The 26372-nt window shown below is 69.1% G+C and carries 20 protein-coding genes; 10 read left to right on the forward strand and 10 right to left on the reverse strand.

What is annotated here, in order from left to right; genetic code table 11:
* Positions 1 to 44: 44 nt before the first annotated feature.
* The 3 genes from pstA to pstS form a co-directional block, all read right to left on the reverse strand.
* A complete protein-coding gene (gene pstA, locus JD292_RS00365; RefSeq protein WP_200130758.1) occupies positions 45 to 1166 on the reverse strand; it encodes a phosphate ABC transporter permease PstA in 1122 nt (373 codons plus the stop codon).
* Entirely contained in the window at positions 1166 to 2104 is a 939-nt protein-coding gene (pstC, locus tag JD292_RS00370) for a phosphate ABC transporter permease subunit PstC (protein WP_200130759.1), read from the reverse strand. The genes pstA and pstC overlap by 1 nt, the downstream gene beginning before the upstream one ends.
* Positions 2105 to 2239: 135 nt before the next feature.
* Positions 2240 to 3346, reverse strand: coding sequence for a phosphate ABC transporter substrate-binding protein PstS (pstS, locus tag JD292_RS00375; RefSeq protein ID WP_200130760.1), 1107 nt, complete (start codon positions 3344 to 3346; stop codon positions 2240 to 2242).
* Between the two features lie 153 nt (positions 3347 to 3499).
* On the opposite strand from pstS, the gene JD292_RS00380 reads away from it, so the two are divergent.
* On the forward strand, positions 3500 to 4738 hold the full coding sequence (locus JD292_RS00380; RefSeq protein ID WP_369411092.1) for a CapA family protein: 1239 nt from the start codon (positions 3500 to 3502) through the stop codon (positions 4736 to 4738).
* 19 nt (positions 4739 to 4757) lie between these two features.
* Here JD292_RS00380 and JD292_RS00385 read toward each other — a convergent pair whose 3' ends face one another.
* Genes JD292_RS00385 through JD292_RS00405 form a run of 5 tightly spaced genes read right to left on the reverse strand, consistent with a single transcriptional unit; the run spans position 4758 to position 10475 of the window.
* Complete coding sequence (locus JD292_RS00385; RefSeq protein WP_200130761.1) at positions 4758 to 5687, reverse strand: diacylglycerol/lipid kinase family protein; 930 nt, start codon at positions 5685 to 5687, stop codon at positions 4758 to 4760.
* Between the two features lie 51 nt (positions 5688 to 5738).
* Positions 5739 to 6698 (reverse strand): NUDIX hydrolase, encoded by a 960-nt coding sequence (locus tag JD292_RS00390; RefSeq protein WP_200130762.1) that lies wholly within the window; start codon positions 6696 to 6698, stop codon positions 5739 to 5741.
* Entirely contained in the window at positions 6695 to 8824 is a 2130-nt protein-coding gene (locus JD292_RS00395; RefSeq protein ID WP_200130763.1) for an RNA degradosome polyphosphate kinase, read from the reverse strand. Before JD292_RS00395 ends, JD292_RS00390 begins: the two co-directional genes overlap by 4 nt.
* Positions 8821 to 9810: a mycothiol synthase gene (gene mshD / locus JD292_RS00400; RefSeq protein ID WP_200130764.1), complete on the reverse strand. Its 990-nt coding sequence runs from the start codon at positions 9808 to 9810 to the stop codon at positions 8821 to 8823. The genes JD292_RS00395 and mshD overlap by 4 nt, the downstream gene beginning before the upstream one ends.
* Positions 9810 to 10475, reverse strand: a complete 666-nt coding sequence (locus tag JD292_RS00405; RefSeq protein WP_200130765.1) for a winged helix-turn-helix domain-containing protein — start codon at positions 10473 to 10475, stop codon at positions 9810 to 9812. Before JD292_RS00405 ends, mshD begins: the two co-directional genes overlap by 1 nt.
* Before the next feature lie 123 nt (positions 10476 to 10598).
* Here JD292_RS00405 and JD292_RS00410 point away from each other — a divergent pair, with 123 nt between their 5' ends.
* From JD292_RS00410 to JD292_RS00420, 3 genes are all read left to right on the forward strand, one after another.
* Positions 10599 to 10892, forward strand: a complete 294-nt coding sequence (locus JD292_RS00410; protein WP_369411093.1) for a hypothetical protein — start codon at positions 10599 to 10601, stop codon at positions 10890 to 10892.
* A gap of 155 nt (positions 10893 to 11047) precedes the next feature.
* On the forward strand, positions 11048 to 12235 hold the full coding sequence (ygfZ, locus tag JD292_RS00415) for a CAF17-like 4Fe-4S cluster assembly/insertion protein YgfZ (protein ID WP_200130766.1): 1188 nt from the start codon (positions 11048 to 11050) through the stop codon (positions 12233 to 12235).
* Positions 12236 to 12265: 30 nt separating this feature from the next.
* A complete protein-coding gene (locus JD292_RS00420) occupies positions 12266 to 13006 on the forward strand; it encodes a phosphoglyceromutase (protein ID WP_200130767.1) in 741 nt (246 codons plus the stop codon).
* A 358-nt stretch (positions 13007 to 13364) separates the two neighbouring features.
* Here the strand turns inward: JD292_RS00420 and JD292_RS00425 are convergent, their stop codons facing one another.
* Positions 13365 to 13550: a DUF3073 domain-containing protein gene (locus JD292_RS00425; protein ID WP_200130768.1), complete on the reverse strand. Its 186-nt coding sequence runs from the start codon at positions 13548 to 13550 to the stop codon at positions 13365 to 13367.
* A gap of 129 nt (positions 13551 to 13679) precedes the next feature.
* Here JD292_RS00425 and JD292_RS00430 point away from each other — a divergent pair, with 129 nt between their 5' ends.
* On the forward strand, positions 13680 to 14309 hold the full coding sequence (locus tag JD292_RS00430; RefSeq protein ID WP_200130769.1) for a hypothetical protein: 630 nt from the start codon (positions 13680 to 13682) through the stop codon (positions 14307 to 14309).
* A gap of 94 nt (positions 14310 to 14403) precedes the next feature.
* Here the strand turns inward: JD292_RS00430 and JD292_RS00435 are convergent, their stop codons facing one another.
* Positions 14404 to 15702, reverse strand: coding sequence for a DUF445 domain-containing protein (locus JD292_RS00435; RefSeq protein WP_200130770.1), 1299 nt, complete (start codon positions 15700 to 15702; stop codon positions 14404 to 14406).
* Between the two features lie 175 nt (positions 15703 to 15877).
* On the opposite strand from JD292_RS00435, the gene JD292_RS00440 reads away from it, so the two are divergent.
* The 5 genes from JD292_RS00440 (at position 15878) to ypfJ (ending at position 26367) form a co-directional block, all read left to right on the forward strand.
* Positions 15878 to 20398: an efflux RND transporter permease subunit gene (locus tag JD292_RS00440; RefSeq protein WP_200130771.1), complete on the forward strand. Its 4521-nt coding sequence runs from the start codon at positions 15878 to 15880 to the stop codon at positions 20396 to 20398.
* Position 20399: 1 nt separating this feature from the next.
* Positions 20400 to 22040 carry a DEAD/DEAH box helicase gene (locus tag JD292_RS00445; protein WP_200130772.1) on the forward strand — a complete coding sequence of 547 codons (1641 nt, stop codon included), beginning with the start codon at positions 20400 to 20402 and terminating at the stop codon, positions 22038 to 22040.
* Between the two features lie 216 nt (positions 22041 to 22256).
* Positions 22257 to 24365 (forward strand): acyl-CoA dehydrogenase family protein, encoded by a 2109-nt coding sequence (locus JD292_RS00450; protein WP_200130773.1) that lies wholly within the window; start codon positions 22257 to 22259, stop codon positions 24363 to 24365.
* A gap of 89 nt (positions 24366 to 24454) precedes the next feature.
* The gene (gene pip, locus JD292_RS00455; RefSeq protein WP_200130774.1) at positions 24455 to 25477 is read left to right on the forward strand and encodes a prolyl aminopeptidase; all 1023 of its coding nucleotides are present in this window, start codon (positions 24455 to 24457) and stop codon (positions 25475 to 25477) included.
* On the forward strand, positions 25474 to 26367 hold the full coding sequence (ypfJ, locus tag JD292_RS00460; protein ID WP_200130775.1) for a KPN_02809 family neutral zinc metallopeptidase: 894 nt from the start codon (positions 25474 to 25476) through the stop codon (positions 26365 to 26367). The genes pip and ypfJ overlap by 4 nt, the downstream gene beginning before the upstream one ends.
* Positions 26368 to 26372: the final 5 nt, after the last annotated feature.

Here is a 26372-nt window from a genome sequence, read left to right on the forward strand (position 1 = left end):
GGTTCTTCCTTAGGTCAGTCTGTTTCTGAGGTGATCGCGGTGGGCTAGCGGCCGGTCTTCGGCGCGAACCAGCGTGCGATCAGGCGGGCGAGGAGATTCAGCACCATCACGATGACGATGAGCAGGAGCGCCGCGGCCCAGGAGCGCTCGAGGAACGCGAAGGCCGGGTTGCCCTGGTTGGCGAACTGCGTGTAGACGTACACGGGAAGCGACTGCATGCGGTCCTGGAACAGGTTGTAGTTCATCGTCGCGGTGAAGCCGGCGGTGATGAGCAGCGGAGCCGTCTCGCCGATCACGCGCGCAATCGCGAGCATGATGCCCGTGGTGATGCCCGCAATCGAGGTGGGAAGTACGATCTTCGTGATCGTCCGCCACTTCGGGACGCCGAGCGCGTAGGAGGCCTCGCGCAGGTCGTTGGGGACGAGGCGGAGCATCTCCTCGCTCGAGCGCACCACGACCGGGATCATCAGGACCGAGAGCGCGACGGCGCCGACGATGCCCATGCGGACGCCCGGGCCGAGGAACACGGCGAAGACCGCGTACGCGAAGAGGCCAGCGACGATCGACGGGATGCCGGTCATGACGTCCACCAGGAAGGTGATGGTCTTCGCGAGCTTCCCGCGGCCGTACTCGACGAGATAGATCGAGGTCATGAGGCCGAGCGGCACCGAGATGATCGTCGCCGCGAGCGTGATGAGCAGGGTGCCCACCATGGCGTGCAGTGCGCCGCCGCCCTCGCCGGTGACATTGCGCATCGAGGAGTTGAAGAACTCGGCGTCAAAGCGGGCCATGCCGTTCGCGACGACCGTGATGCCCACCGAAATGAGCGGCACCATCGCGAGCAGGAAGGCGCCGGTCACGAGGCCGGTGACGAACCGGTCCATCGCCTGGCGGCTGCCCTCGACCATGGTCGACATGATCGAGATGACGAGCAGGTAGAGGAGCGCGCCGACGATAACCGCGCCGACCACGGAGAGCTCGGAGCCCGAGGCGGCCGCGATCAGTCCGAAGAGGACGAACGAGACCAGGAGGCTGCCCCCGAGGACGAGCCACGGGGTGCGCTTCGACAGGCGGTTGCCCGCGAGCGCGGAGCCTGCGGTCGAGGGGCGGACGGTGATGGACACGGGGGTGTCTCCCTTGTTCGTGCGTTCGTTCGTCTGCAGCATCAGTTCGATCCGGAGAACTCTGCGCGGCGGCTGATGATCCAGCGCGCCACTGCGTTGACGAGGAAGGTGACGATGAAGAGGATGAGGCCGGTCGCGATGAGGACGTTGATGTTCTCGCCGTAGGCCTCGGGGAACTTCAGCGCGATGTTTGCCGCGATCGTCGAGGGGTTCTCAGAGGTGAGGAGGTTGAAGGTAACCATGCCCGTTGCCGAGAGCACCATCGCGACGGCCATTGTTTCGCCGAGCGCGCGGCCGAGGCCGAGCATTGCGGCGGAGACGATGCCGGGGCGGCCGAAGGGGAGAACCGCGAGGCGGATCATCTCCCAGCGCGTGGCGCCGAGCGCGAGCGCGGCCTCCTCGTGCAGCGCGGGCGCCTGGAGGAAGACCTCGCGGCAGATCGCGGTCATGATCGGCAGGATCATCACCGCGAGGACGAGCGACGCCGTGAGGATCGTGCGGCCGGTTCCGGTGACCGTGCCGGAGAAGAAGGGGATCCAGCCGAGGTTCTCATTGAGCCAGACATACACCGGCTGAATCGCCGGGGCGAGGACGCCGATGCCCCACAGGCCGAAGACAACGCTGGGGACGGCTGCGAGAAGGTCGACGATGTAGCCGAGAACCTGCGCGAGCTTTCGCGGGGCGTAGTGCGAGATGAAGAGCGCGATGCCGATCGCGAGGGGGAGGGCGACGACGAGGGCCAGCGTTGCCGCCCAGATCGTGCCGAAGACGAGGGGGCCGACGTAGGCCCAGAAGTTCGAGGTGAGGAGCGATGCGCTCTTGTCGGTCGCCACGAAAGCGGGGAGGCTTCGGACGATGAGGAAGATCGCGACGGCCGCGAGCGTGACGAGGATCATGCTGCCGGCGAAGACCGCCGAGCGTGAGAACACGCGGTCGCCGATGCTCAGCACCGGCTTGTGTGAGGCGGAGGTGACGGTCACTCGTGCTCCTGAGATAGTGCGTTCGGGGTGTGGCCGCAGCGATCCGGGGCTGCATTCGCGAGCTGCTGCGGAGCTCGCGAACCCGGGTGCGCCCCGGGCGCGGCCAGTGCGGCCGTGCCCGGGGCGCGAGCGGGATCAGGCGATCGCGTCGATGGCCTTCTGGACCTTGTCGCGGAGCGAGCTCGAGATCGGGGCGTTACCGGCGGACGAGGCGGCCGCCTTCTGGCCCTCCTCGCTGACGATGTAGGAGAAGTACTGCTTGACGAGCTCGGCGTTCTCCGGCTTCGCGTACTTCTCGCAGCCGACGAGGTAGCTGACGAGGACGATCGGGTAGACGCCCTCCTTGTCCGAGGTGCGGTCGAGCTTGAGCGCGAGGTCGTGATCGGTGCGGCCGGTCTCGAACTCGGAGGCGTCGACGATGGCGGCGGCGGCCTCGGGGGTGTAGGCGACGTACTTCTCGCCGACCTTGATCTCGACGGTGCCGAGGTCCTTGGCGCGCGACGCGTCCGCGTAGCCGATGGTGCCGACGCCGTTCTTGACGGCCTCGACGACACCCGAGGTGCCCTGGGCGCCCTCGCCGCCGAACTCCTTCGGCCAGGTCTCGATCGAGCCGGGCTTCCAGTCGTTGGGAGCAGCAGCGCCGAGGTAGTCGGTGAAGTTGCCCGTGGTGCCCGAGTCATCCGAGCGGTGGACCGCCGTGATGTTGGAGTCGGGGAGCTTGGCGTCGGGGTTCTGCGAGGCGATCGCCGGGTCGTTCCACTTGGTGATCTTGCCCGAGAAGATCTTCGCGACGGTGGGGGCGTCGAGCTTGAGCGACTTCACGCCCTCGACGTTGAAGATGAGCGCGATCGGGGAGATGTAGGCGGGGAACTCGACGATGCCGGAGTCGGTGGCGCAGGCCTGGAACGGGCCCTTCTTGACCTCTTCGAGCTTGAAGGCGCGGTCCGAGCCCGCGAACGAGCTCGCGCCCTGCTGGAAGGTCTCGCGACCGGCGCCGGAACCGGTCGGGTCGTAGTTGACCGTGACCTTCTCGTGCGCGGTCTGGAATGCCGAGATCCAGGCCTCCTGCGCGGAGCCCTGCGAGGAGGCGCCGGCGCCGATGAGCTCACCGGAGAGGTTCGACGAGGACTTGTCGCCGCCGCCCGCGTTGTCGCCGCCCGACTCGTTTGCAGCGCACGAAGTGAGCGCGAGTGCAGCGATGCCGCCGATGGCCGCGACCTTGGTCAGAGCTGAGAGCTTCACAGGTGTGATTCCAATCTGGATTGTGCGTTCGGGGTGAGACCGCATTCGGTCACCTTGTCCACGGTAGGCAGTCCGCGTGTACCGGGGTATTCCGGGAAGTGAACAGCGAGTGAACTCAGGGCGACCGGCCGGGTCCTCCGTACAATTGGCAAGGTGACCAACACGAAGAGGTTCACCACAGCGGGCGCGGCATTCGCCCTGATGCTCGTGCTCGTCGGCTGCGCTCCCGAGCCTGAACAACAGGCGACGGAGGAATCCGGGAGGGCCACGAAGCCGAGCCCCGCGGCAACGCCCGCGCCGACCCCGACCGCCCGCCCCGGCGCCGGTCCGGCATGCCCCACCGAACACTGCGTGAGTGTGGCGGTGACCGGCGATCTGCTCTTTCATGAGGGCCTGTGGAGCCCGTTTGCGATTCCCGAGGACGCGAACGGCAAGACCTTCGACTTCCTGCCGCTGCTCGCCGGCCAGAAGCGATACCTCGATCGGGCCGATCTCGCGATCTGCCAGATGGAGACGCCGATCGCTCCGAAGGGCGGCCCCTACCTCGGCTATCCGGAGTTCAGCACGCCCCGGGAGATCGTCGGCGCGGTGCGGGAGCTCGGCTACGACGTCTGCACGACCGCCTCGAACCACTCGATCGACCAGGGCACGGAGGGCCTGATCAGGACCCTGGATGAGCTCGAAGCTCAGGGCATCCGGCACACGGGGACGTACCGCGCGGAGGGCGAACGCGATGTCCCGCTCATCGTCGAGGCGAACGGCGTGAAGATCGCCATCATCACCTCGACCTTCTCGCTCAACGGGCTCAACGCCGAGCACGACTGGCAGGTGGACTACGGCGGCGAGGAACTCGGTCTCGACCCGGAGCGCGCGATCGCCAAGGCGCAGCAGGCGCGCGGGATGGGTGCGGAGCTCGTGATCGGCGTCCAGCACGGCGGGACCGAGTACTCCGTCGTTCCCGACGCGCAGCAGACCGGGAACGCGCGCCAGCTCGCGGACAGCGGGGAGTTTGACTTCATCTACAACCACCACACCCACTCGGTGCAGCCCTTCGAACGCTACAACGACCGCTGGATCCTCTACGGGACCGGTAACGCGATCAGCGAGTCGGCGTCACCTGAGCACCGGGTGAACAATGAGTTCCTGATGGCGCGCGTGCAGTTCGCGAAACAGGCCGATGGGAAGTGGTCCACGAACGACGTCGCGTGGAACGCCGCGACCAACACCATGGCCGCGGGCTACGCGTGGTGCTCCGTGATGCCGGATCATCCCCAGGGCGTGTGCCAGTCCGAGGAGATCGACGCCGGAGTGCTCGAACGGACGCGGGCGACGGTCAACTCGATGGGGGCCGGCGAGCAGGGCGTCCGAGAGTGGCTGATCTCGCAGGAGTAGCGGCGGAGCACCGAGGCGATCAGGCCATCAGCCGGATCGCCGCCGGCGCGGCGCGCACCTCGAACGGGCCCTCGCCCACCCGCTCGCCGTCCGCGTAGGCGATCTCGCCCGGCGCGTCGATCCGCGCCGAGGAGACGGTCTCGAACGTCACCTCGGGAAGGCCGGCGTGACGCCCCCTCGCGAGCACGCCGAGCACGCTGACCAGTCGCGGCCTCGAGCACGCCGTCACCTCGATAAGGTCGAGCATCCCGTCGTCGGTGCGGGCCTCCGGGGCGATCGGAATGCCCCCGCCGAGCGTGCGGATATTCATGACGCTCGTGAGCAGGCCGTCGAACTCGCGCTCGCGGGTGCCCGTGCGCACCCGGAACGGGCGAGCCGCGAGCGCGACAATCTCCGCGACGAGCCCGAGCTGGTAACGGAAACCCCCGATCGGTAGCCGGATCGCGTTTGCGCGGCGATTGATCGCCGCATCGAATCCAATCGAAAGTCCGCCCGCGAACCAGCGCTCGGAGAACCCGCCAGGCGCGCCGGGATCGGGGAAGCGGACGACGCCGAGATCCACGGCGTGCGGCGCGCGCTCATTCGCGAGGATCCGCGCGACGGCCTCGCGATGCCCGCGCGGAACACCGAAATTGCGGGCGAAGTCATTGCCGGATCCCGCGGGAACGATCCCGAGCGGGAGCGCGCGGGCCGCGGCGATCTGCAGGACCAACCCGAGCAGGCCGTCACCGCCCACGAGGATCAGCCCGCGCAGACCTGCCCGGGAGGCCTCGGCAACGGCGGCGGCGCACGCGTTGGCGTCCTCCCCGGAAATCAGCTCGATCGGGATCCCAGCGGCCTCGAGCTCGCGGGCGACGCGCACGGCGACGCGCTTCCCCCTCCCGAGGGCCGAGCGGGGATTGACGACGAGGCCGAACGGGAGTTCGCGTCCGTCATTGGACGAGGTCATGCTGCTGCTCACTACTGAAGAAGCGACCGGCGCGGGGCGCGCCTGGTGCCGCTAGTGCTTGATCGGATAGGTCTCGACGCCGAGAATTCCCGCACCAGGACGGGTGCGGGAAATGTGGAAGACCGAGAAGGCCGCGGGGGGAAGCGCTGCCGCCTGCGCCAGATACTCACCGGGCAGGCTGCCCGTCGCGAGCGTCAACTCGCGAGCGAGGTCCGGCAGCACCGGTCGGTGACTGCACACCACGGCGCTGCGTCCGCGCGCCACCAGCTTGCCGATGAGCTTCCGCGTCTTCGTGAGGTCGCCTTCGTCCCAGAAGTCCTGGCTGAGGGAGCGCTTCGCGCGGATGCGCAGGTCGAGATGCTCGGCGAGCGGGCCGACGGTCGTCATGCAGCGGACCGCGTCTGAGGAGTAGATCCTCCGCGGGCCGAAGCACTCCAGGATCGGGGGCAGCGTCTCCGCCTGCTTCTCTCCGGAATCGGCGAGCGGACGCAGGGAATCGACCGGGAAGAGGTCGCTGCGCGGCTCGGCCTTCGCGTGCCGGAGCAGCGTGATCGCGAACGTCTCGAGCAGATCGTGCGCCGCGAGCCGGAGGAACACGTCGTAGAGCTCGCGATCGGCCTTGTAGCTGAGCCGCTTGCGCGCGTCCTCGAGCGGCACCCACTCGAGCGCCTGCACCTCGTCGTTCGGGGTGAATGTCGAGGCGAGCGCCGCCTGCGGGGTCACCTCGGCGGCCCAGTACTGCACCGTCTTCTCCCGGCCGGCGCCGAGGGCGTAGTTGATCGTCCCGAGATTCACGCCCAGGTGGATCTTCAGGCCGGTTTCCTCCTCGGTCTCGCGGACCGCGGCCTGCGGCATGCTCTCGCCCGGGTCGAGCTTCCCCTTCGGGAAGGAGACGTCGCGCTGCTTCGTACGGTGGATCAGGAGCACCATGATCCTGCCGGCGGGGTCGCCGGAGGGATCGATGACGCGTCGCCAGCAGACGGTGCCTGCGGCGAGGATAGCTTGACTCAACGCGCCCTCCGGGCCCGGGCTTCGGTGCGATCCAGCATCACGAGGTCCTGCAGATCGGGGAGCGGCTCGCCCTCCTCGCTGACGATGCGGCGCAGCCAGGTGCCGTCCGGGAGCATGCGCCACGACGACACGTCGTCGGAGAAGGCGAACTCGAAGAAGCGGTCGATGCGGGCGAGATGCTCGCGATCGGAGAGCTTCACGAGCACCTCGATCCGACGATCGAGGTTGCGGTGCATGAGGTCGGCGCTGCCGATGAACACCTCGCGGTCGCCGTCGTTCTCGAACGCGTAGATGCGCGAGTGCTCGAGGTAGCGGCCGAGCACGGACCGCACCTGGATGTTCTCGGACAGGCCGGGGACTCCGGCGCGGATCGAGCAGATGCCGCGCACCCACACCTCGATCGGCACGCCCGCCTGGCTCGCCCGGTAGAGGGCGTCGATGATCGCCTCGTCGACCATCGAGTTCGCCTTGAGCTTGATGCCACTGGGCCGTCCGGCGCGGGCGTTCTCCGCCTCGCGCTCGATGCGCTCGAGCAGGCCGCTGCGCAGCTGCAGCGGGGCCACGAGCAGACGGTCGTAGTCGGTCTCGATCGCGTATCCGGAGAGCACGTTGAACAGCTTCGTGACGTCCCGGCCGATCTCGGGCGAGGACGTGAACAGGCCGAAGTCCTCGTAGATGCGGCTCGTCTTCGGGTTGTAGTTGCCGGTGCCGATGTGGCAGTAGTGGGCCAGCCTGCCGCCCTCGTCCCGGATCACCTGCACGAGCTTGCAGTGGGTCTTGAGCCCGACGAGGCCGTAGACGACGTGGACGCCTGCCTGCTCCAGCTTGCGGGCCCACGTGATGTTGGCCTCCTCGTCGAAGCGCGCCTTCACCTCGACGAGCGCGAGCACCTGCTTGCCAGCTTCGGCCGCCTTGATGAGCGCCGCGACGATCGGGCTGTCGCCCGAGGTGCGGTACAGGGTCTGCTTGATCGCGAGCACGTCGGGATCGGTCGCGGCCTGCTCAACGAACGCCTGCACGCTGGTGGCAAACGACTCGTACGGGTGGTGCACCAGGACCTCGCGCCGGGCGATCGCGCCGAGCGTGTCCGGCTTCTCGCTCGGCGAGCTCGTGCGGAACTGCGGGTGCGTCACCGGAATGTGCGGCTTGAACTTGAGGTCCGGACGCTGGATCCCCGTCAGGGCGAACAGCCCGGAAAGATCGAGCGGGGAGGGCAGCGTGTAGACCTGCTCCTCATCGATATCGAACTCGCGCACGAGGAGGTCGAGCGTCGCGGGATCCATGTCGTCCGAGATCTCGAGTCGGATCGGCGGCCCGAAACGCCGCCTGAGCAGCTCCTTCTCGAGCACCTGGATGAGGTTCTCCGTCTCGTCCTCCTCGATCTCCATGTCCTCGTTGCGCGTCACCCGGAACACGTGGTCGTCCATGACCTCCATGCCGGGGAACAGGCCGTCGAGCTGGTTCGCGATGAGTTCCTCGAGCGGGATGAAGCGGACGTTGTCCGGGTCCTCGCGACGATCGACGCGCACATACCGCGGGATCATCTGGGGGACCTTGAGGCGCGCGAACTCGACCTTGTCCGTGCGCGGGTTGCGGACCCGGATCGACAGGTTGAGCGCCCGGCCGGAGATGTAAGGGAACGGGTGCGCGGGATCGACGGCGAGCGGCATCAGCACGGGGTAGATGTGCTGCTCGTAGTACTCGGTGAGGATCTCCCGATCCGCGTCGTCGAGCTCGTTCCAGTCGACGATCCGGATGCCGGCCTCGGCGAGCGCCGGCCGGACGTGGTCGCTGAAGCAGCGCGCGTGGCGCAGCTGCAGCTCATACGCCGTGCGGTTGATGTCCGCGAGGACATCGGTGGGGGCGCGGCCCACGTTCGTGGGCACCGCGAGTCCCGTGATGATGCGGCGCTTCAGCCCCGCCACGCGCACCATGAAGAATTCGTCGAGATTCGAGGCGAAGATCGCGAGGAAGTTCGCGCGTTCGAGCAGCGGAACCGTCGGATCCTCGGCGAGTTCCAGGACGCGCTGATTGAACGCGAGCCAACTGAGCTCGCGGTCGATGTAGCGATCGGGGGCGAGCTCCTCGGTTTCGGCGTCGCCCACTGGGCTGATCTCTTCGCTCATGCTTCCATTCTGGCACCGGGGGACCACTGCGCGGGTCGTTCCCACTGGCGGCTGCGTGAATCAATGGTGAACCCGGCCCGCTCGTACAGCTCCACGGCGCGGGTGTTCTCGCCGTCGACGTAGAGCGTGACCCGCTCCGGGGCGTGCTGGGCCATGCGGGCCAGAGTCGCGGCGAGGAGAAAACGGCCGATCCCGCGGCCGCCGAACGCGGGGCGCACCCCTACGGCGTAGAGCTCGGTCTCGACGTGGCCTTCGGCACGGACCGTTTTCACCCAGGTCGATCCGGCCAGCTCCGCGTCATCTTCGACCGGGGTCTTCCAGAGCAGCAGGAGATCAGCCGGGTCAAACCAGGGCTCGGCGCGCATGAGGTTGAAGTCGTCGACCGTGATCCGCCCCTGCTGCGGGTGATCGGAGAACGCGTCGGCGTTCGCGGACACCCACGCGGCGGCGTCGCGTTCGGCGTGCTCGGGATCGAAGGCCAGCAGTTCGAAGCCCTCTGGCGCCTCGAGTGCGCTCGGATCCGTGGCCTGATCGGGAAGCAACGCGGGGTCGAGCGCCATCCGGAACAGGGAGCGCACCGGGGTGAAGCCCGCGCCGGTGAGCAGCGCCTCCGCAGCCGGGTTGTCGCCGTGGGCCCAGGAGCGCAGCGCGCCAGGCCCCGCTTCCGGCCGCGAGAGCAGCGCGGTGAGCGCGGTGCGGCCGATGCCCCGCCCGCGTGCGTCCGGGGTCACCACCAGGTCGATCTCGTCCTCGCCGACGATGCCGGCCGCGACGGGGGCGGGCTCGCTCTCGCCGTCTGCGTCCGGCTCGGAGAACAGCACGAGGGTTCTCCGCCCCTGTGCGGCCTCCAGCAGGGCCTGATCCGAGATCGGGGGAGTGCCGTCGAAGGACTCCGCCTCGGCCGCGATCCGTCGCGCCGCCGCGATCGTGGTCTCGTCCGCCCCGACGCTCGCGCGCACGTCCGCCGGTCCGCTGTGCTCGTGCATTACTGCCCCTCCTCGCTCCTGGTGCGCGCGAAGCCGTAACCGACGCCGCGCACGGTGCTGATGAGTCCCTCGTGGTCGCCGAGCTTCGCCCGAAGGCGACGCACGTGGACGTCGACGGTTCGCGTGCCGCCGAAGTAATCGGTTCCCCACACCTCGCTGAGCAGTTGATCCCGCGTGAACACCCGATCGGGGTTCGCGGCGAGGAAGTGCAGCAGCTCGAATTCCTTATAGGTGAGGTCGAGCGGCTGGCCGAACAGCCGCGCGGTGAAGTTCGCCTCGTCGATGAGGACACCGGAGGACTGGACCGTCTGGGGTTTCGACTCCGGTTCGTCGCGCGCGAGGAGGCGCAGCCTGACCTCGATTTCCGCGGGGCTGGCCGTGGGGAGCAGCAGCTCGCTGACGCCCCACTCGGGGGTGAGTGCGGTGAGCGCGACCTCCGGCAGCACCACGATCCGGGGCGTCGCGACCCCCTCGGCGAGGGCGAGGCAGGCGGCGCGGGCCCTGCGGGCGTCGAGCGCGCCGTCGATGAGGATCGCGTCGAAGCGGGCGGCCATCGTCTCGGGAACTCGGACAGAGAGCGGCGAGGTGCGGAGCTCGTGCGGGAGCAGGTCGAGTCCCGGGAGCGACTCCGCCGGATCGCGGTCGGCGAGGCAGAGCAGTTGCATCGGTGCACTCCCTTCGCGGTCAGAGTGTCAGTGTACTTGGGCCGCGGCCCCCGAGTGCTCGTGCCAGACACGGGACGCAGTGGAACGGGGTCACGCGCGGGAAGCGTGTGGGAAGATGGGCTGGTGACCGATCAAAACGCCAGGGAGATGCCCACCGCGCACTCGTGGCACATCCCGCGCCTCATCATCGCGTGGGCGGTCGCGGCCGTGATCGGCATCCTCGTCACGGTGTTCGCCTCGGGTGAGGCCCGCTTCGCGTGGCTCGTGTTCGCGATCGGCCTGTCGACGCTCGTCACCTTCGCCCTGCAGTTGGGCACGGCGCAGCGGGTTGGATTCATCACGCGCGTCGCCGCGAGCGTCGCCGGGTCGGTGCTCGTCATCGCGGTGATCGATGTCGTCGCGATCCTGTTCCCGTGATCGGCTAGACTGGCGGCATGCTTCTCGCTCTCGAACTCTTCTTTCTCGGACTCCTCGGTCTGGCTTCGCTGGCGATCGCGTGGGTGTCCGGCACGGTCATCTACAAGCTCTTCAAGGGTCAGCGCTAGTCTCTGCAGCGCCGATCGGGGGATGAAATGAACCCGTTCCTGTCGCTTCCCGGCGCGATCGCGGGTCCCGAGGGGGTCGCGCAGCACTACGGTGAGCCCCTCGTGGAGCAGCGCGCGCTCGAGGCCGGCGCGGCCGTGGTCGACCTGTCCCACCGCGGGATCGTGTCCGTCTCGGGACCGGACCGCCTGAGCTGGTTGCACTCGATGACGAGCCAGCGATTGACCGGGCTCCCCGCTGGTGAGAGCACCGAATCGCTGCTGCTCGACGCGAACGGACGCATCGAGACCGCCTTCCGGCTCGTGGATGACGGCGAGCGGAGTCTGCTCCTCGTCGACGAGGGACAGGCCGAGCCGCTCGCGTCGTACCTCTCGCGCATGCGCTTCGCGCTGCGCGTCGAGGTGCAGGATCTCAGCGAGGAACTCGCGGCGGTGCTCGCCTTCGACGGCGGGCCAGCGGCCGCCTCGCTGCGGGCGCTCGATCCGACGGCGGAGTGGCGGGACCCGTGGGCTGAGGTCGTCTCGGGCGGAACCCAGTACGCGCGCGCCGACGAGGCGCATCCGGGTGCCGACTGGAACGCGGTGCACTTCGTGTTCCCGCGGGGGCGCCTCGCCGATGTCGCTGCCGTGGTCGCGTCCCGCGGCGACGGGAACGCTGGCGACGAAGCGGGCGGCGGGGCGATCCGTGCCGCCGGCCTGCTCGCGCTCGACGCGCTCGAGGTTCGCGCCTGGCGTCCGACCCAGCACGGCGACGTCGACGAGCGCGCGATCCCGCATGAGCTCGACTGGCTGCGGACGGCCGTGCACCTGAACAAGGGCTGCTACCGCGGCCAGGAGACGATCGCGAAGGTGCACAACCTGGGCCATCCGCCCCGGCGGCTCGTGCTGCTGCACCTGGACGGCTCGGGCGGCGAGCTCCCGCCCGATGGCGCGCTCGTGTACGCCGCGGGGGAGATCGGCGGCGAGACCGCGCGTCCCGTTGGCCGGGTCACTCGTGCCGCGCTCCACCACGAGTGGGGCGGCATTGCGCTCGCCCTGCTCAAGCGCTCGGTCGCCGAGGATGCGGCGCTCGAGGTTCGCGTGGGGGAGGACGCAGCCGATCCGGCCTCGCCCGGCACCGCCGTCGTGGCAGCAGCCCAGGAGATCATCGTGCCGCGCGACGCCGGCGCCACCCGCCGCGAGGATATTCGCGCGCACTTCTCGCGTCGCCCGCGCTGACGGAGCCGCGCCTGCGACTAGGCTGGAGGCATGACGAACAAGCTGATCCTGCTGCGCCACGGGCAGAGCGAGTGGAACCAGAAGAACCTGTTCACCGGCTGGGTGGACGTGCGACTCACGGAGCAGGGGCGCGGCGAGGCCGCCCGCGCCGGCGAGCTCATGCGCGAGGCAGGAATCCTGCCCGACGTGCTGCACACCTCGGTGCTGAGCCGCGCGATCCAGACCTCTAACCTCGCGCTCGACAGCGCGGATCGCCTGTGGATCCCGGTCCGCCGCTCCTGGCGTCTCAACGAGCGCCACTACGGTGCGCTGCAGGGCCTCGACAAGGCCGAGACGCTGCAGAAGTACGGCGAGGAGCAGTTCATGGAGTGGCGTCGCTCCTTCGACACGCCCCCGCCCGCCCTCGACGACGCGAGCGAGTGGTCGCAGGCGAACGATCCGCGCTACGACGGTATCGACGGTGAGCGCCCCCGCACGGAGTGCCTGAAGGACGTCATCGCGCGCCTCGTCCCCTACTGGGAGGGTCAGATCCTGCCCGATCTCAACGCGGGCAAGACGGTGCTCGTCACCGCGCACGGCAACTCGCTGCGCGCCCTCGTCAAGCACCTCGACGGGATCTCCGACGAGGACATTGCCGGCCTCAACATTCCCACCGGCATGCCGCTCGTCTACGAGATCGACGAGAACGGCTCGCCCGTTGGCGAGAGCCGCTACCTCGACCCCGAGGCCGCTGCAGCAGGCGCCGCCGCGGTCGCGTCGCAGGGCCGCTAACCGTTTCCGGTCGCGCCCGCGCGTGACCGGGGAACGCGAGAGGGGTGGGGGGGGGGGGGGGGGGGGGGGGGCCCCCCCCCCCCCCCCCCCCCCCCACCCCTCTCGCGTCGGCCTCGAGTTCCCGTCGGCGAATACGTCGAGAGTTCGCTCGAATGCTGCGAGCGGCATCCGAGGGGCTCGCGGGTCCTCCCCGGACGTGGCTGAACCGGCCCGGCGATCGGCCGGGTCGGTTCAATGCCGTTCGCCCGACGATCCGCGCGAAGAGCGACGCTCGCCTAATTCGGGTGTGCGCGATCGCGCTGCGAGACGGTGATGGAACGACGTCACGCTCCTGCCGGCCCGGCGTGGAAGGGAGGCTCTAGTCCTCGTCCTCGTCGTCCGAGTTGTACTTGCTGGCGTACTCCGCCCACGGATCCTCGGCGCTCGCCCGCTCGGATGCCGAAGCGAGTTCCCGTTCAAGCGCCGAATAGTTCGTGTCGGGGCTGAAGTACTTCAGCTCCCTGGCGACCTTGGTGTGCTTTGCCTTCTGACGGCCGCGCCCCATGCGTGACCCCCTTACACATTCGGGCCTCGCGGGAAATGATCCGCGAGGCAGGTACCAATTCAAATAGACGTATGGAGCAGATTCTAGCATGACCGGATCGCTCTCAAACGCGGCCGGTACCATGGGGACGTGACCTCTCAGCGCCGTCCGACCCGGATCATTCTCTTCGTCGTGCTCGCCATCGCGATCATTGCGCTCGTCGTTGCAGCGGTCATCGCGATCCCCATCTTGACCCACCAAAGTGCGGGCGGATCAGGGCAAAATGTGCCCACCGAGATCGTTTCTTCTGCGTCGGCGAAGGGTGCGGACGAGCGCACACGGACCCTCGAAGCGGTCGATTCCGACGGTAAACCGGCGGATCTTGCGGCGATCGCGCCGGGCGAACGCATCACGGTGAAGGGCACTGGTTTCGATGCCGGAATCGGAATATACCTCGCGTTCTGCGCGATTCCCGGATCCCCTGATGAGAAACCGGGCCCGTGTCTCGGAGGGATCCCGAAGGGGGCGACCGACGGGACCGTTGACAAGTCGGCGCTCACGAGCGCCTGGATTACGAGCGACTGGGCCTGGCGGGCCTTCGCGACGCACTCCTTTGAGCGGGACGGCGCATTCAGCGTCACCCTGACGGTTCCGGAGGCGACGGGCGATGGGCTCGACTGCCGCGTCACCCGCTGCGCGATCTCGACCCGAGCGGATCACACCGCGACGAAGGACCGGGTGCAGGACATGCTCCTCCCGGTGGCCTTCGCAAAGGAGTAGGGGCAAACACACCGCTCGCGACGGGGTATGCGGGGCGTTCGTCTCGCAGGCCTGGGCCGCGGGCCTGCGCCGACGGCCTGAGCCCCGGGCCCGATCAGCCCGCGGTGAGCGGGGCGATCACGAGCGTCGCGATCGTGTAGATCGCGAGCCCGGCGAGGGAGCCCACCACCGTTCCGTTCAGACGGATGAACTGGAGATCTTTGCCCACCTGAAGCTCGATCTTCTCGGCGGCCTCCTGCGCATCCCAGCGCTGGACCGTCTCCGTCACCACGCTCGCGAGATCGTGGCGGTAGGTGCGGACGAGGTGCTCGACGACATCCATCACCCAGACATCGATCTTGTACTGCAGCGTCGGGTCATCGAGGAGCCGGTGCCCGAAGTCCTGGCTGGCTGAAACGATCCGGGTGCGCAATTCGCTCCGCGGATCCTCCAGCATCTCCACGAGTGCAGCGCGGGCCGACTCCCAGGTGCTTGCGGCGAGCGCCCGGATCCGCGGGCTGTCGAACACCTCGTGCTTGAAGCTCTCGAGCTGCTCCTGGAGCCGCTCCTGCTCCTGCAGGTCGCGCGAGAGGTCGGTGAGGAAGCGGGAGATCGCGATCCGAAGCGGGTGCTGCCGGTCCTCTGCGACGGCGCGGCAGAAGCGCACGGCCTCCGCGTGGAGGCGCTGATCGACGAAGCGGTCCACGACGCTCGGCACCCATCCGGGGAGTCTGGAGGACGCCACGCGATCGAAGGCCTCCGGGTGGTCGATGAGCCACTCCTCCATGCGCTCGGCGGCCACGTCGACGAGGGTCTCGTGGTGCTCCCCGCCGACGAAGGTCTCGGTGGCGCGGCCGAGCAGCGGCCCCCACTCCGGCTCCACGACATGCTTGCGCACCAGGGACTCGATGAGGTCGCGTACGTCGTCGTCGTTGAGTACGGTGAGAGCGCCGAGCCCGGCGCTCGCGACGGCGGATCCCGCGCGCTCCGCGTTCTTGCGCTGCGACAGCCACTCGCCCGCCATGCGGGCACCGCTGATCTCGGAGAGCTTGCCGTGCACCACATCGTCCGCGAGGAAGTTCTCTTCGATGAACGAGCCGAGCCCCTCTCCGATGTCGTCCTTTTTCGCCGAGATCAGGTTGGTGTGGGGGATGGGGAGGCCGAGCGGGCGTCGGAAGAGGGCGGTCACCGCGAACCAGTCGGCGAGGCCGCCGACCATGCCGCCCTCGCTCGCCGCGCGAACGTAGCCGAACGCGGGGAAGCGATCCTGCAGCGCGAACGACACGACGAAGACGATCGCCATGAAGATCAGCAGCCCGACGGCGATGGCCTGCATGCGCCGAAGTTCGGCGAGGCGTTGGAAGTCTGCTGGGGTGGTCGCTCCGAGCGTGCGAGCGGTGCGGGACTGCGGCATTCCGTTATTATCCACCCGAACGCGCGCGGGGTGTTCTCAGGGTCTCCCGAGAGCGGGCGCCGGGGGCTCCCCGCACCGTTCCGAGCCCGATCGGCTCGGTGAGAGTCCCAGGTCGGGGGTGAGATCGAGGGTTTCAGCGCGCGCCGAGCCTGAGGCTGCGTGGGATAATCGCCCCATGCACCTGTTGACGGCGTTCAGCCTGAAGAACCGCGCGCTCATCGCGCTCGTGACCATCGTGGCGGCCGTGTTCGGGCTGATCGGGGTGAGCTCCCTCAAACAGGAGCTCATGCCGTCGGTGCAGTACCCGGCGATCGCGATCGTCACGAGCTATCCGGGTGCCTCGCCCGAGGTGGTGAACAAGGACGTTTCCGGGCCGATCGAAACGGCGCTAAAGGGCGTTCCGCAGCTCGAATCGACGAACGCCACATCGACCACGGGGTCATCGATGGTCGTGGCGCAGTTCACCTATGGGATCGATCTTCCCTCGACGGAGCAGAAGGTCGAGCGCGCGATCAGCCGGATCTCGAAGCAGCTGCCGGCTGCGGCCGACTCGCAGGTGCTCTCGGGAAGTATCGACGACTTCCCGGTGATCCAGATCGCCGTCACCCCCGGCTCCGGCCAGACGAGCGAGCAGACGGCCGCGCTCATCACGCGCCTCGTCACGCCGAAGCTCAGCGACCTCGACGGCGTGCGGGACGCCCAGCTGTCGGGCGCCCCTGTCAACCGCATCACCATCACGCCGGACTCGAAAAAGCTCGCCGATCAGGGTCTGACGACGCAGTCGATCACCGATGCCCTCCAGCAGAGCGGGGTGCTCGTCGCCGCGGGAACGGTCGACGACGGTGACCAGACGCTCGCGGTGCAGGCGGGCTCGGAGATCACCTCGGCGAAGGCGATCGCGGATCTGCCGATCCCGCGGAGCGCGGCGTCGATCGCCGCGGAGCAGCAGGCCGCAGCGCAGGCGCAGCAGCAGGCCCAGGCGGCCGACGCCGCCCGGCAGGCGCAGGCAGAGGGCGGCGATCCGGCGCAGCAGGCGCAGCTCCAGGCGCAGGCCGAGCAGCAGGCTCAGGCGCCGTCAGCGCCCCGATCGACCGCCGTGGCGAAGATCGGTGAGGTCGCGAAGGTCGTAGAGGGCCCCGGCCCCGTGACGAGCATCTCCCGGGTCAACGGCGCGGAGGCGCTGTCGATCGCCGTGACGAAGATGTCCGCCGCGAACACGGTCGACGTCTCGCACGCGGTGCAGCAGAAGCTCGACGAACTGCAGGATCAGCTCGACGGCGCGAAGCTCACCGTCATTTTCGATCAGGCGCCCTATGTCGAGCAGTCGATCGAGACCCTCGCGGTCGAGGGCATGCTCGGCCTGCTCTTCGCCGTGCTCGTGATCCTCGTCTTCCTGATGTCCGTGCGGGCGACGCTCGTGACGGCGATCTCGATCCCGACCTCGGTGCTGCTCACCTTCGTCGGGCTCAACTTCGCCGAGTACTCGCTCAACATGCTGACGCTCGGCGCACTGACGATCTCGATCGGCCGCGTCGTCGACGACTCGATCGTGGTCATCGAGAACATCAAGCGCCACCTGGCGGACGGGCCGGATCGCGCCGCGACGATCATTACGGCGGTGCGCGAGGTCGCGGGGGCGATCACGGCGTCCACCGTGACGACGGTCGCGGTGTTCCTGCCGATGGCGTTCGTGGACGGCATGGTCGGGGAGATGTTCCGTCCGTTCGCGTTCACCGTGACGATCGCGCTGGCGGCGTCGCTCCTCGTCTCGCTCACGATCGTGCCCGTGCTCGCCTACTGGTTCCTGCGCCCGGAGGCCACGGCGAAGCGGTCGCGCCGCGGGAAGCGCGCCGCGTCGGCGGGCGCGTCCGAGGGCGCGATTGAGGCGCCAAAGACGTCTGAGATCTCCGAGGCTCCCGAGGCACCCGAGGCCACGCACGGCGCGCACGCGGCCGACGCCCGGACCTCGTCGACCGAGCCGGTACGCCTCAACGCACTGCAGCGTGGATACCGTCCCGTGATCACCTGGACCCTGAAGCGGCCCGCGATCACGCTGATCATCGCCATCGCGGTGTTCGTTGGCACGATGGCGGCGACGCCCCTCATGAAGACGAACTACATGGGCGAGGACGGCCAGAACGAGATCGGCCTCGTGCAGACGCTCGCGCCCGGAACGAGCCTCGACGCCCAGCTCGCGCAGGTGAAGCGGGTCGAGGACGCCCTGAAGGGGATGAAGGACATCGAGACCGTGCAGGTCACGATCGGTTCGGCGGGAACCGGCATGGCGGCGATCTTCGGCGGTGGCGGCGACGGCACCATCAACTACTCGCTGTCGACGTCTCCCGACGCTGATCAGGCGGTCCTGCAGGACAAGATCCGCAAGGCCGCTGCACAGCTCGACGATGCTGGGGACTTCGCGATCGCCCAGTCCGGCGGCGGGATGACCGCGAGCAGCGAGATCCAGGTCAACGTGACGGCCCCGGATCAGGAGACCCTCGCGAAGGCGAGCGACGTGGTCCTCGCGAAGCTCAAGGACGCCGAGGGGCTGAAGCAGGTGCAGAGCGATCTCGCCCAATCGCGCCCCTACCTCGCGATCGAGGTCGACCGCGAGGCCGCGGCGAAGGCCGGACTGTCGGAGGCCGCGCTCGCCGGACAGGTGGCGCAAGCGATGCAGCCGACCCAGATCGGGCAGATCACGATCGACGCCGACAACGTCGCCGTCTACCTCGCGTCCGACGCGCCGCCGACCGATCTGGCTGGCGTGAAGGCATTGAAGGTGCAGACCGCGACGGGCGAGCAGAGCCTCAGCGCGCTCGCCAAGGTCGAGGTCGCCGACGGCCCGGTGAGCATCACGACCGAGGACGGCGCGCGCACCGTGACCGTCTCCGCGCTGCCGCAGGGCGATGACCTCACCACCGCGAGCGCGTCCGTCGCGACCGCGCTCGACCAGGCGAAACTCCCCGCCGGTGCGACCGCGAAGGCCGGCGGTGTCATGTCCCAGCAGGCCGACGCCTTCAGACAACTCGGGATCGCGCTGCTCGCAGCCGTGCTCATCGTCTACGTGGTGATGGTGGCGACGTTCCGCAGTCTGCTGCAGCCGCTGCTGCTGCTCATCTCGGTCCCGTTCGCCGCGACCGGCGCGCTGCTGCTCCTCATCGCCACGGGCATCCCGCTCGGCGTCGCCTCCCTGATCGGCGTGCTGATGCTCGTCGGCATCGTGGTGACCAACGCGATCGTGCTCATCGACCTCGTGAACCAGTACCGCAGGCGCGGCGACGGACTGTACGACGCCGTGGTGCACGGATCGCTCCAGAGGCTCCGCCCGATCGTGATGACGGCGCTCGCGACGATCCTCGCGCTCACGCCCATGGGCCTCGGGATCACCGGCCACGGCGGGTTCATCTCGCAGCCGCTCGCGGTCGTCGTGATCGGCGGCCTGCTCTCGTCGACGGTGCTCACGCTCGTGGTGCTGCCGACGCTGTACTACGCGGTCGAGCGGGCCCGCGAGCGCAGCGCCGAGAAGCGCGCCAGGAAGCGCGAGGGCCGGGTCGCCGGAGCCGCAGCCGTCGGGGCCGGCGCGCTCGCCGCAGCCGGTTCGGGCATCGGCGGCGGCGCGCCGGCCGGTGAGCCGAGCCAGGACGCGGAGCCGGGGGAACGCCCCGCAGCGGAGGCGGGGTCCTCCGCTGATGATCTCGCTGCCTCTCCCGGTGGGGTCTCCGAACGCCACCAGGATCAGGACCGAGCGCCGGAAGTCACGCCGGCGGAGCTGGCCTCAGCGACCCCGCTCGCCAGCGCGGCTGGCGATCCTGATCCTGACCAGGTCTCCGGTGCCGAGCAGGCTCGCGACCGGGAGGACAACGGCGCTTCAGCCGAGCACGCGAGCCCGAGCGAGCGGGGCGGCGCCCCGGGTGCAGCGGCCGGTCGGGACGCCGACGACGAAGCGGGAGCCGAGGTCGACGCTCCAGTCGCCTCCGATTCCGACCGCGATCCCGATTCCGATTCCGATTCCGATCTCGATTCTGCTTCCAACGGCGGTGCCGATTCCGGTACCGATTCCGCCATCGTCACGGGCCCGCCGACGATGGAGAATCTCCTGGTCGGGGGAGAAGAAGTCGCCGACGCGACGACCCGTCTCGCGATCCTCGATGAGCTCATGCGGGCGGGACTCGCCGCCCCCGAGGTCGCGGAGCGGGCCAGCCGCCGCAACCGTCCCGAGGCCGCCGAGGGTCACGCCGAGACCGAGACCGAGGCCGAGGTCTGGGCCGAGTCCGAGTCCGAATCGACCGAGGAGGCGGAGGACCCCGCGACCGAGGTTCCCGCCGCCGAAGCCTCCGAGGCTGCCTCGCCGGAAGCGGACGGTGAGTCCCATGCGACGGAGGGCGCAGCGTCCATCGAAGCGATCCTGCGTGAGGCCGAGGCCGCGGACGAACCCGAGGCCGCGGACGACCCCGCTCCCGAGGCCGCACCGGGTCCGGGAGCGCTGAGTGACGAAGACCTGGTCGCAGACGAGGAACCCGAGGACACGCGCAACGAGGACGCTCCGCACCCTGACCGGGCCGGTCCCCTCGGGGCGGCCGGGGCTTCAGCCGCGCCCGGTGACGGACTGCTGAGCTGGGAGCAGCTCCTGTGGCAGGCTACTCAGGAGACGGACGAGGAGCCGGGGTCCAAGCGCTCGGCTTCCGACGAGGAGGAGTAGCGTGGCCCAGCGCAAGCGCGGCGGTTTCAAAGCCCCGGCGAACTATGAGCCCGGCCGAAAGCCGAAGAGCAAGTTCCGAGGACAGCGCTTCGCCGACGGCGCGCAGGGGCAGGGCAAGCCGCGGCGCGGCGATGCTGCGGACGGGCGAGCGGCTCGCGACGGAGATCGGGACCGGGCGCGGGACCGCGATCGGGATCGCGATCGCGGACAGGATCAGGATCGGAATCGCGACCGAAATCGCGACCGGGATCAGGGCCTGGGCCGGGGTCGGGACCACCGCGAGCAGCGTCAGCGGACTCAGGCCTCGCAGCCGGCGCCTGCCCAGCGGGGGAGGGCGAAGCCGCTGCCGCGGGCAAGGGTGACGACCGCCGCGGAGGCGAGGAAGACCTCGTTCGCGGCGCTCGGCCTCGGCGGCAACCTCCAGCGAGTCCTCGGCGAACTCGGCGCCGACCGGCCATTCCCCATTCAGGTGGCGACGATCCCGGACACGATCGCGGGTCGTGACGTGCTCGGGCGTGCTCGCACCGGTTCGGGCAAGACGATCGCGTTCGGCGCAGGCCTCGTGGAGCGGCTGCTCAAGCTGAAGGCGGAGGGCGCGTTCGCGGCCGACGCCGCGGCGGCGAAGCCGAAGCGCGGCGAGCGCACCGAGCGCAGTGCGAAGCCGGGCCGCGCCGCGACGCGCAAGCCCAAGGCCCTGATCCTCGCCCCGACCCGCGAGCTCGCCCTGCAGATCGACCGGACGGTCCAGCCGCTCGCCAGGGCCGTCGGTTTTTACACCGCGCAGCTGGTCGGCGGGCAGCCGCTCGACCCGCAGATCCACGCGCTCTCCCGTGGGATCGATATCGTGATCGGCACCCCAGGCCGGGTGCAGGATCTCGTGAATCGGCGGAAGCTTGATCTCCGTGAGGTCGTCGTGACGGTGATCGACGAGGCCGATCACATGTGCGATCTGGGGTTCCTTGAACCCGTGCAGCGGGTGCTGCGCGAGACGGCGCGGCGCGGGCAGCGGTTGCTGTTCTCTGCGACCCTCGACACGGCCGTCCAGGAGCTCGTCGACGAGTTCCTGCGCGATCCCGCGGTGCACGAGGCGGAGGAGGCGAAGGCCGGCAGGGTTGCGCACCGCGTGCTCGTGGTGCTGCGCGAGGACAAGGAACGCGCGCTGCTCCAGCTCGTTCGGGAACCGGGCCGGATCATGGTGTTCTGCCGAACCCGCGCTTTCGCGGAGGCCCTCACGGAGCGGTTCACCGAGGAGGGGATCGACGCGATCGCCCTGCACGGTGACCTGTCGCAGTCGCGGAGGGAGCGCAACCTCGAGCGCTTCGCCTCGGGGAAGTCCCGGGTGCTCGTGGCCACCGATGTCGCCGCCCGCGGCATTCACGTCGACGACGTGGATCTCGTGCTGCAGGCGGATCCGCCCGACGACGCGAAGACCTACGTGCACCGGGCCGGCCGAACGGGCCGCGCCGGTGACGAGGGCAGGGTCGATACCGTCATCGCGCGAACGCGCCAGCAGCGGACCAGGGAGATGCTCGCCGAGGCCGGGATTGAGGCCGAGTACTTCGGAGACTTCGTGCCCGAGGGCGCGGTCGGTGTGCAGCGCGCCGGCTGGATCCCGGGGAAGACGCCCCACCGGCGGAAGTAGCCGGTCCCAGGAGGAAACCGCCGCGCGGTTCTTGCCGTTACCTCCAGTCGCGGGCATCGCGTTTTGTATGGTACCCACAGTGCCTCCGGGGTGATCGGGCACCCCTTCTGGTGGAATGACGAGCAGCTGTTGTCCGTGTCGGTGGCTCGGCCTAGCCTGGCTGCAGAACCTCGCGGGTCGACGATCGATCCGCCATTCGCAGGCGAAGGAGTTTCGATGTCAGAGTCCCGAATCCCCGCACAGGATCGGATCGATGTCGCCCAGGTGGGCGATGCACTGCTCGGCAAGTGGAAGAAGGAGCGCCTCGAAGCGCGCGCCCTCGCGGCCGATCCGCGTCTCCACACGATCCCGGGCCAGTCCATGCCGGAGCACCGCGAGCGTGTGCTCGAACAGCTGGGCATCCTTGTCGAGGCCGGCGCTATCCAGCGCGCCTATCCCAAGGATCTCGGCGGCGGCGACAACCACGGCGGCAATATCGCCGCGTTCCAGGAGCTCGTGCTCGCCGATCCGTCGCTGCAGATCAAGAGCGGCGTGCAGTGGGGGCTGTTCGGCGCGGCGATCCTGCACCTGGGTACGCGCCCGCACCACGAGAAGTGGCTGCCCGATGTGATGAGCCTCAAGCTTCCTGGCGCCTTCGCCATGACCGAGGTGGGGCACGGCTCCGACGTCGCCTCGGTCGCCACGACGGCCACGTACGATCCGGAGACCGAGGAGTTCGTCATCAACACGCCCTTCGCGGGCGCGTGGAAGGAGTTCCTCGGCAATGCCGCACTCCACGGCCAGGCAGCAGTGGTGTTCGCGCAGCTCATCACCCGCGGTGTCAATCACGGTGTCCACGCCTTCTTCGTGCCGATTCGCACTCCGCAGGGCGACCTCCTCCCCGGCGTCGAGTCGATGGACGACGGGGTGAAGGGCGGCCTCAACGGCATCGATAACGGTCGTCTCGCGTTCGATCATGTGCGCGTGCCGCGAACGAACCTGCTCAACCGCTACGGAGATGTCGCAGCGGACGGCACCTACTCCTCGACGATCGAGAGCCCGGGTCGCCGCTTCTTCACGATGATCGGCACGCTCGTGCAGGGGCGCGTCTCCCTCGACGGCGCCTCCGCGAGGGCGATGCAGGCGGCGCTCGCGATCGCGATCCGCTACGGCACCGAGCGCCGCCAGTTCCCCGGCGCCTCCGGCCGTGAGACCGTGCTCCTCGACTACGGCAAGCATCAGCGGCGCCTCATCCCGCTCCTCGCGGAGACCTACGCGATGACCTTCGCTGGCGACCGCCTGCTCACGGTCTTCGACGAGGTGTTCTCCGGCGCCAATGACACCGACGAGAACCGCGAGGACCTCGAGACGCTGGCAGCTGCGCTCAAGCCGCTGTCCACCTGGGCCGCGCTCGACACGCTGCAGGAGGCCCGCGAGGCCACCGGTGGCGCGGGCTTCATCGCGAAGAATCGCCTCACCGGACTGCGCGCCGACCTCGACATCTACGTCACCTTCGAGGGCGACAACAACGTTCTGCTGCAGCTGGTGGGCAAGCGACTCCTCAAGGACTACGCCGCGCAGTTCAAGCCGGGCGATCGGGCCGCCGTGGCGCGGGCGGCCGCGGCCCAGCTCAGCGACCGCGCCGACCGCTTCGGCCTCCGACAGGTCGGCCAGAGCATCGCGGACCTCGGGCAGATCGCCCGCTCGGTCGAGAGCATGCGCACCCCCGAAGCGCAGCGCGCGCTTCTCGAGGACCGCGTGCAGACGATGATCGCGGAGATCGCGCTCGCCCTCCGCGACGCCACGAAGGGCGTGCCGAAGGAGGACAAGCGGGCCCGCGCAATCGCGAACGAAGACGCCTTCAACGCGCAGCAGACCAAGCTCATCGAGGCGGCACGCGCGCACGGTGAGCTCCTCGAGTGGGAGGCCTTCACCGAGGCCGTCGAGAAGATCTCCGACCCGGCGTCGAAGCAGGTGCTCACCTGGCTGCGCGATCTCTTCGGGCTCGGACTCATCGAGAAGCACATGGCCTGGTACCTGATCCAGGGTCGGATCTCGGGCCAGCGGGCCGAGGCAGTGACGGCCTACATCGACCGGCTCATCGGGCGGCTTCGCCCGCACGCGCTCGACCTCGTCGACGCGTTCGGGCTCGGCCCTGAGCTGCTCCGCGCCGAGATCGCGACCGGCATCGAGCAGGAACGCCAGGACGAGGCCGAGGCCTACGTCGCGGCGCAGAAGGCCGCGGGCACCTGGCCCGTTCACGAGAAGGAGCTTCGCGCGCAGGCCAAAGCTGCCGAGCAGGCGGCCCGCGCTGACGAGGAGCGGCGGGAACCGCAGAACGCCTGATCCTCGATCGAATCACTGAATGCGGGGCCTCCCCGGAACACGGTTCCCGGGAGGCCCCGCAGCGCGTCTCCACGCCCTACAGTGAGAGCATGAGCGAGCAGCGCACCCTGTATCCCCCGATCGGACCGACCGAGCACGGCATGCTCGACGTCGGCGACGGCCAGCACCTGTACTGGGAGGTGTGCGGCAACCCCGACGGCAAGCCGGCCGTGTTCCTCCACGGCGGCCCTGGCGGAGGATGCACCCCCGACCACCGGCGATACTTCGACCCGGAGCAGTACCGCATCGTGCTGTTCGAACAGCGCGGGTGCGGCCGCAGCACACCGCACGCGAGCGAACCAGGGGCCGACCTCGCCACCAACACGACCTGGCACCTCGTGGCCGACATCGAGCGGCTCCGCGCGCACCTCGGGATCGACCGGTGGCTCGTCTTCGGCGGATCCTGGGGCTCAACCCTCGCGCTCGCGTACGCGGAAACGCACCCGGAGCGGGTCTCGGAGATCGTGCTCCGCGGCATTTTCACCCTCCGCAAGTCCGAGATCGACTGGTTCTACCAGGACGGGGCCTCGCACCTCTTCCCCGATGCCTGGGAGGAATATCTCGCCCCGATCGCCGCGTCCGAGCGTGACGATCTGGTCGCGGCGTACCGTCGCCGCCTCGTCGATCCGGACCCCGCCGTGCACACGCCCGCCGGGATCGCGTGGAGCGTGTGGGAGGCCAGCACGATCAAGCTTGTCCCCGACACCGACGCGATTGCCGCGACGCGAGCGGACGCCGCGGCGGCCGTCGCGTTCGCCCGAATCGAGAACCACTACTTCACGCACGGAGGCTGGTTCGAGGACGGGCAGCTGATCCGCGATGCGGCGGAGCGGCTCGCCGGGATCCCCGGCGTCATCGTGCAGGGCCGCTACGACGTGTGCACGCCCCCGCGCACCGCTTGGGACCTGCACCGAGCCTGGCCGCAGGCCGAATTCCACATGATCCCGGACGCCGGGCACGCCGCGAGCGAGCCCGGGATCGTCGACGCCCTGATCCGCGCGACGGATGCCTTTGCAGTGAGGCATTCGGACCAGCAGAATGGGAACAACACCGGATCAGAGGGACCGAAATGACCTTTAACGACAACGTCAGCATCGACACGAGCAAGACCACGCGACGCGGCGGCGGCCGCGGGGGCGTGATCGCGGGCGGCGGGATCGGCGTTGGCGTCATGATCCTGCTGTTCATCGGCTCGCAGATTCTCGGCGTTGACCTCACCGGTCTCGCGCCCGTCGCGCAGCAGGCCGTCAGCCAGGGGCCCGTGAACGAGGAGCAGGCCGGCGCACTCGAAGGATGCAAGACGGGAGCCGACGCGAACCGCGACGTCGACTGCCGGATGTCGGCGACGGCCGATTCCCTCGACAAGTACTGGGCCACGCAGGTGGGGAACTACCGCGGCCCGGCAAACCTCGTGCTGTTCAGCGGGCAGACGCAGTCCGGCTGTGGCACCGCTTCCTCGGCGACGGGCCCGTTCTACTGCCCTGGCGACGAGAAGATCTACATCGACACGGCCTTCTTCGACACGCTCTCGAAGGACTACGGCTCGTCGAACGGCTCGCTCGCCCAGATGTACGTGCTCGCACACGAGTGGGGCCACCACATCTCGAACCTCATCGGCTCGCTGCAGGGTGTCGGCCGCGAGACTGGGCCCACCTCGGGATCCGTTCGCCTCGAGCTGCAGGCCGATTGCTTCGCCGGAGCCTGGATCAAGAACGCGTCGACCGTCACCGACAAGCAGGGCGTGCCCTTCCTGAAGCCCGTGACCAACGCGCAGATCAACGATGCGATGAGCGCCGCAGCCGCTGTGGGCGACGACCACATCATGGAGCAGGCCGGGATGGGCGTGAACCCCGAGCGCTTCACCCACGGCACCTCGGAGCAGCGCCAGCGCTGGTTCCAGACCGGCTACACGAAGGGCCCCACCGCCTGCGGCACCTTCGACGTCCCGGCGTCCAAGCTGTAACGCGC

Origin of the sequence: Leucobacter edaphi (genome assembly GCF_016522535.1) — a bacterium.
In the GTDB taxonomy this organism is placed as follows: Bacteria; Actinomycetota; Actinomycetes; order Actinomycetales; family Microbacteriaceae; genus Leucobacter; species Leucobacter edaphi.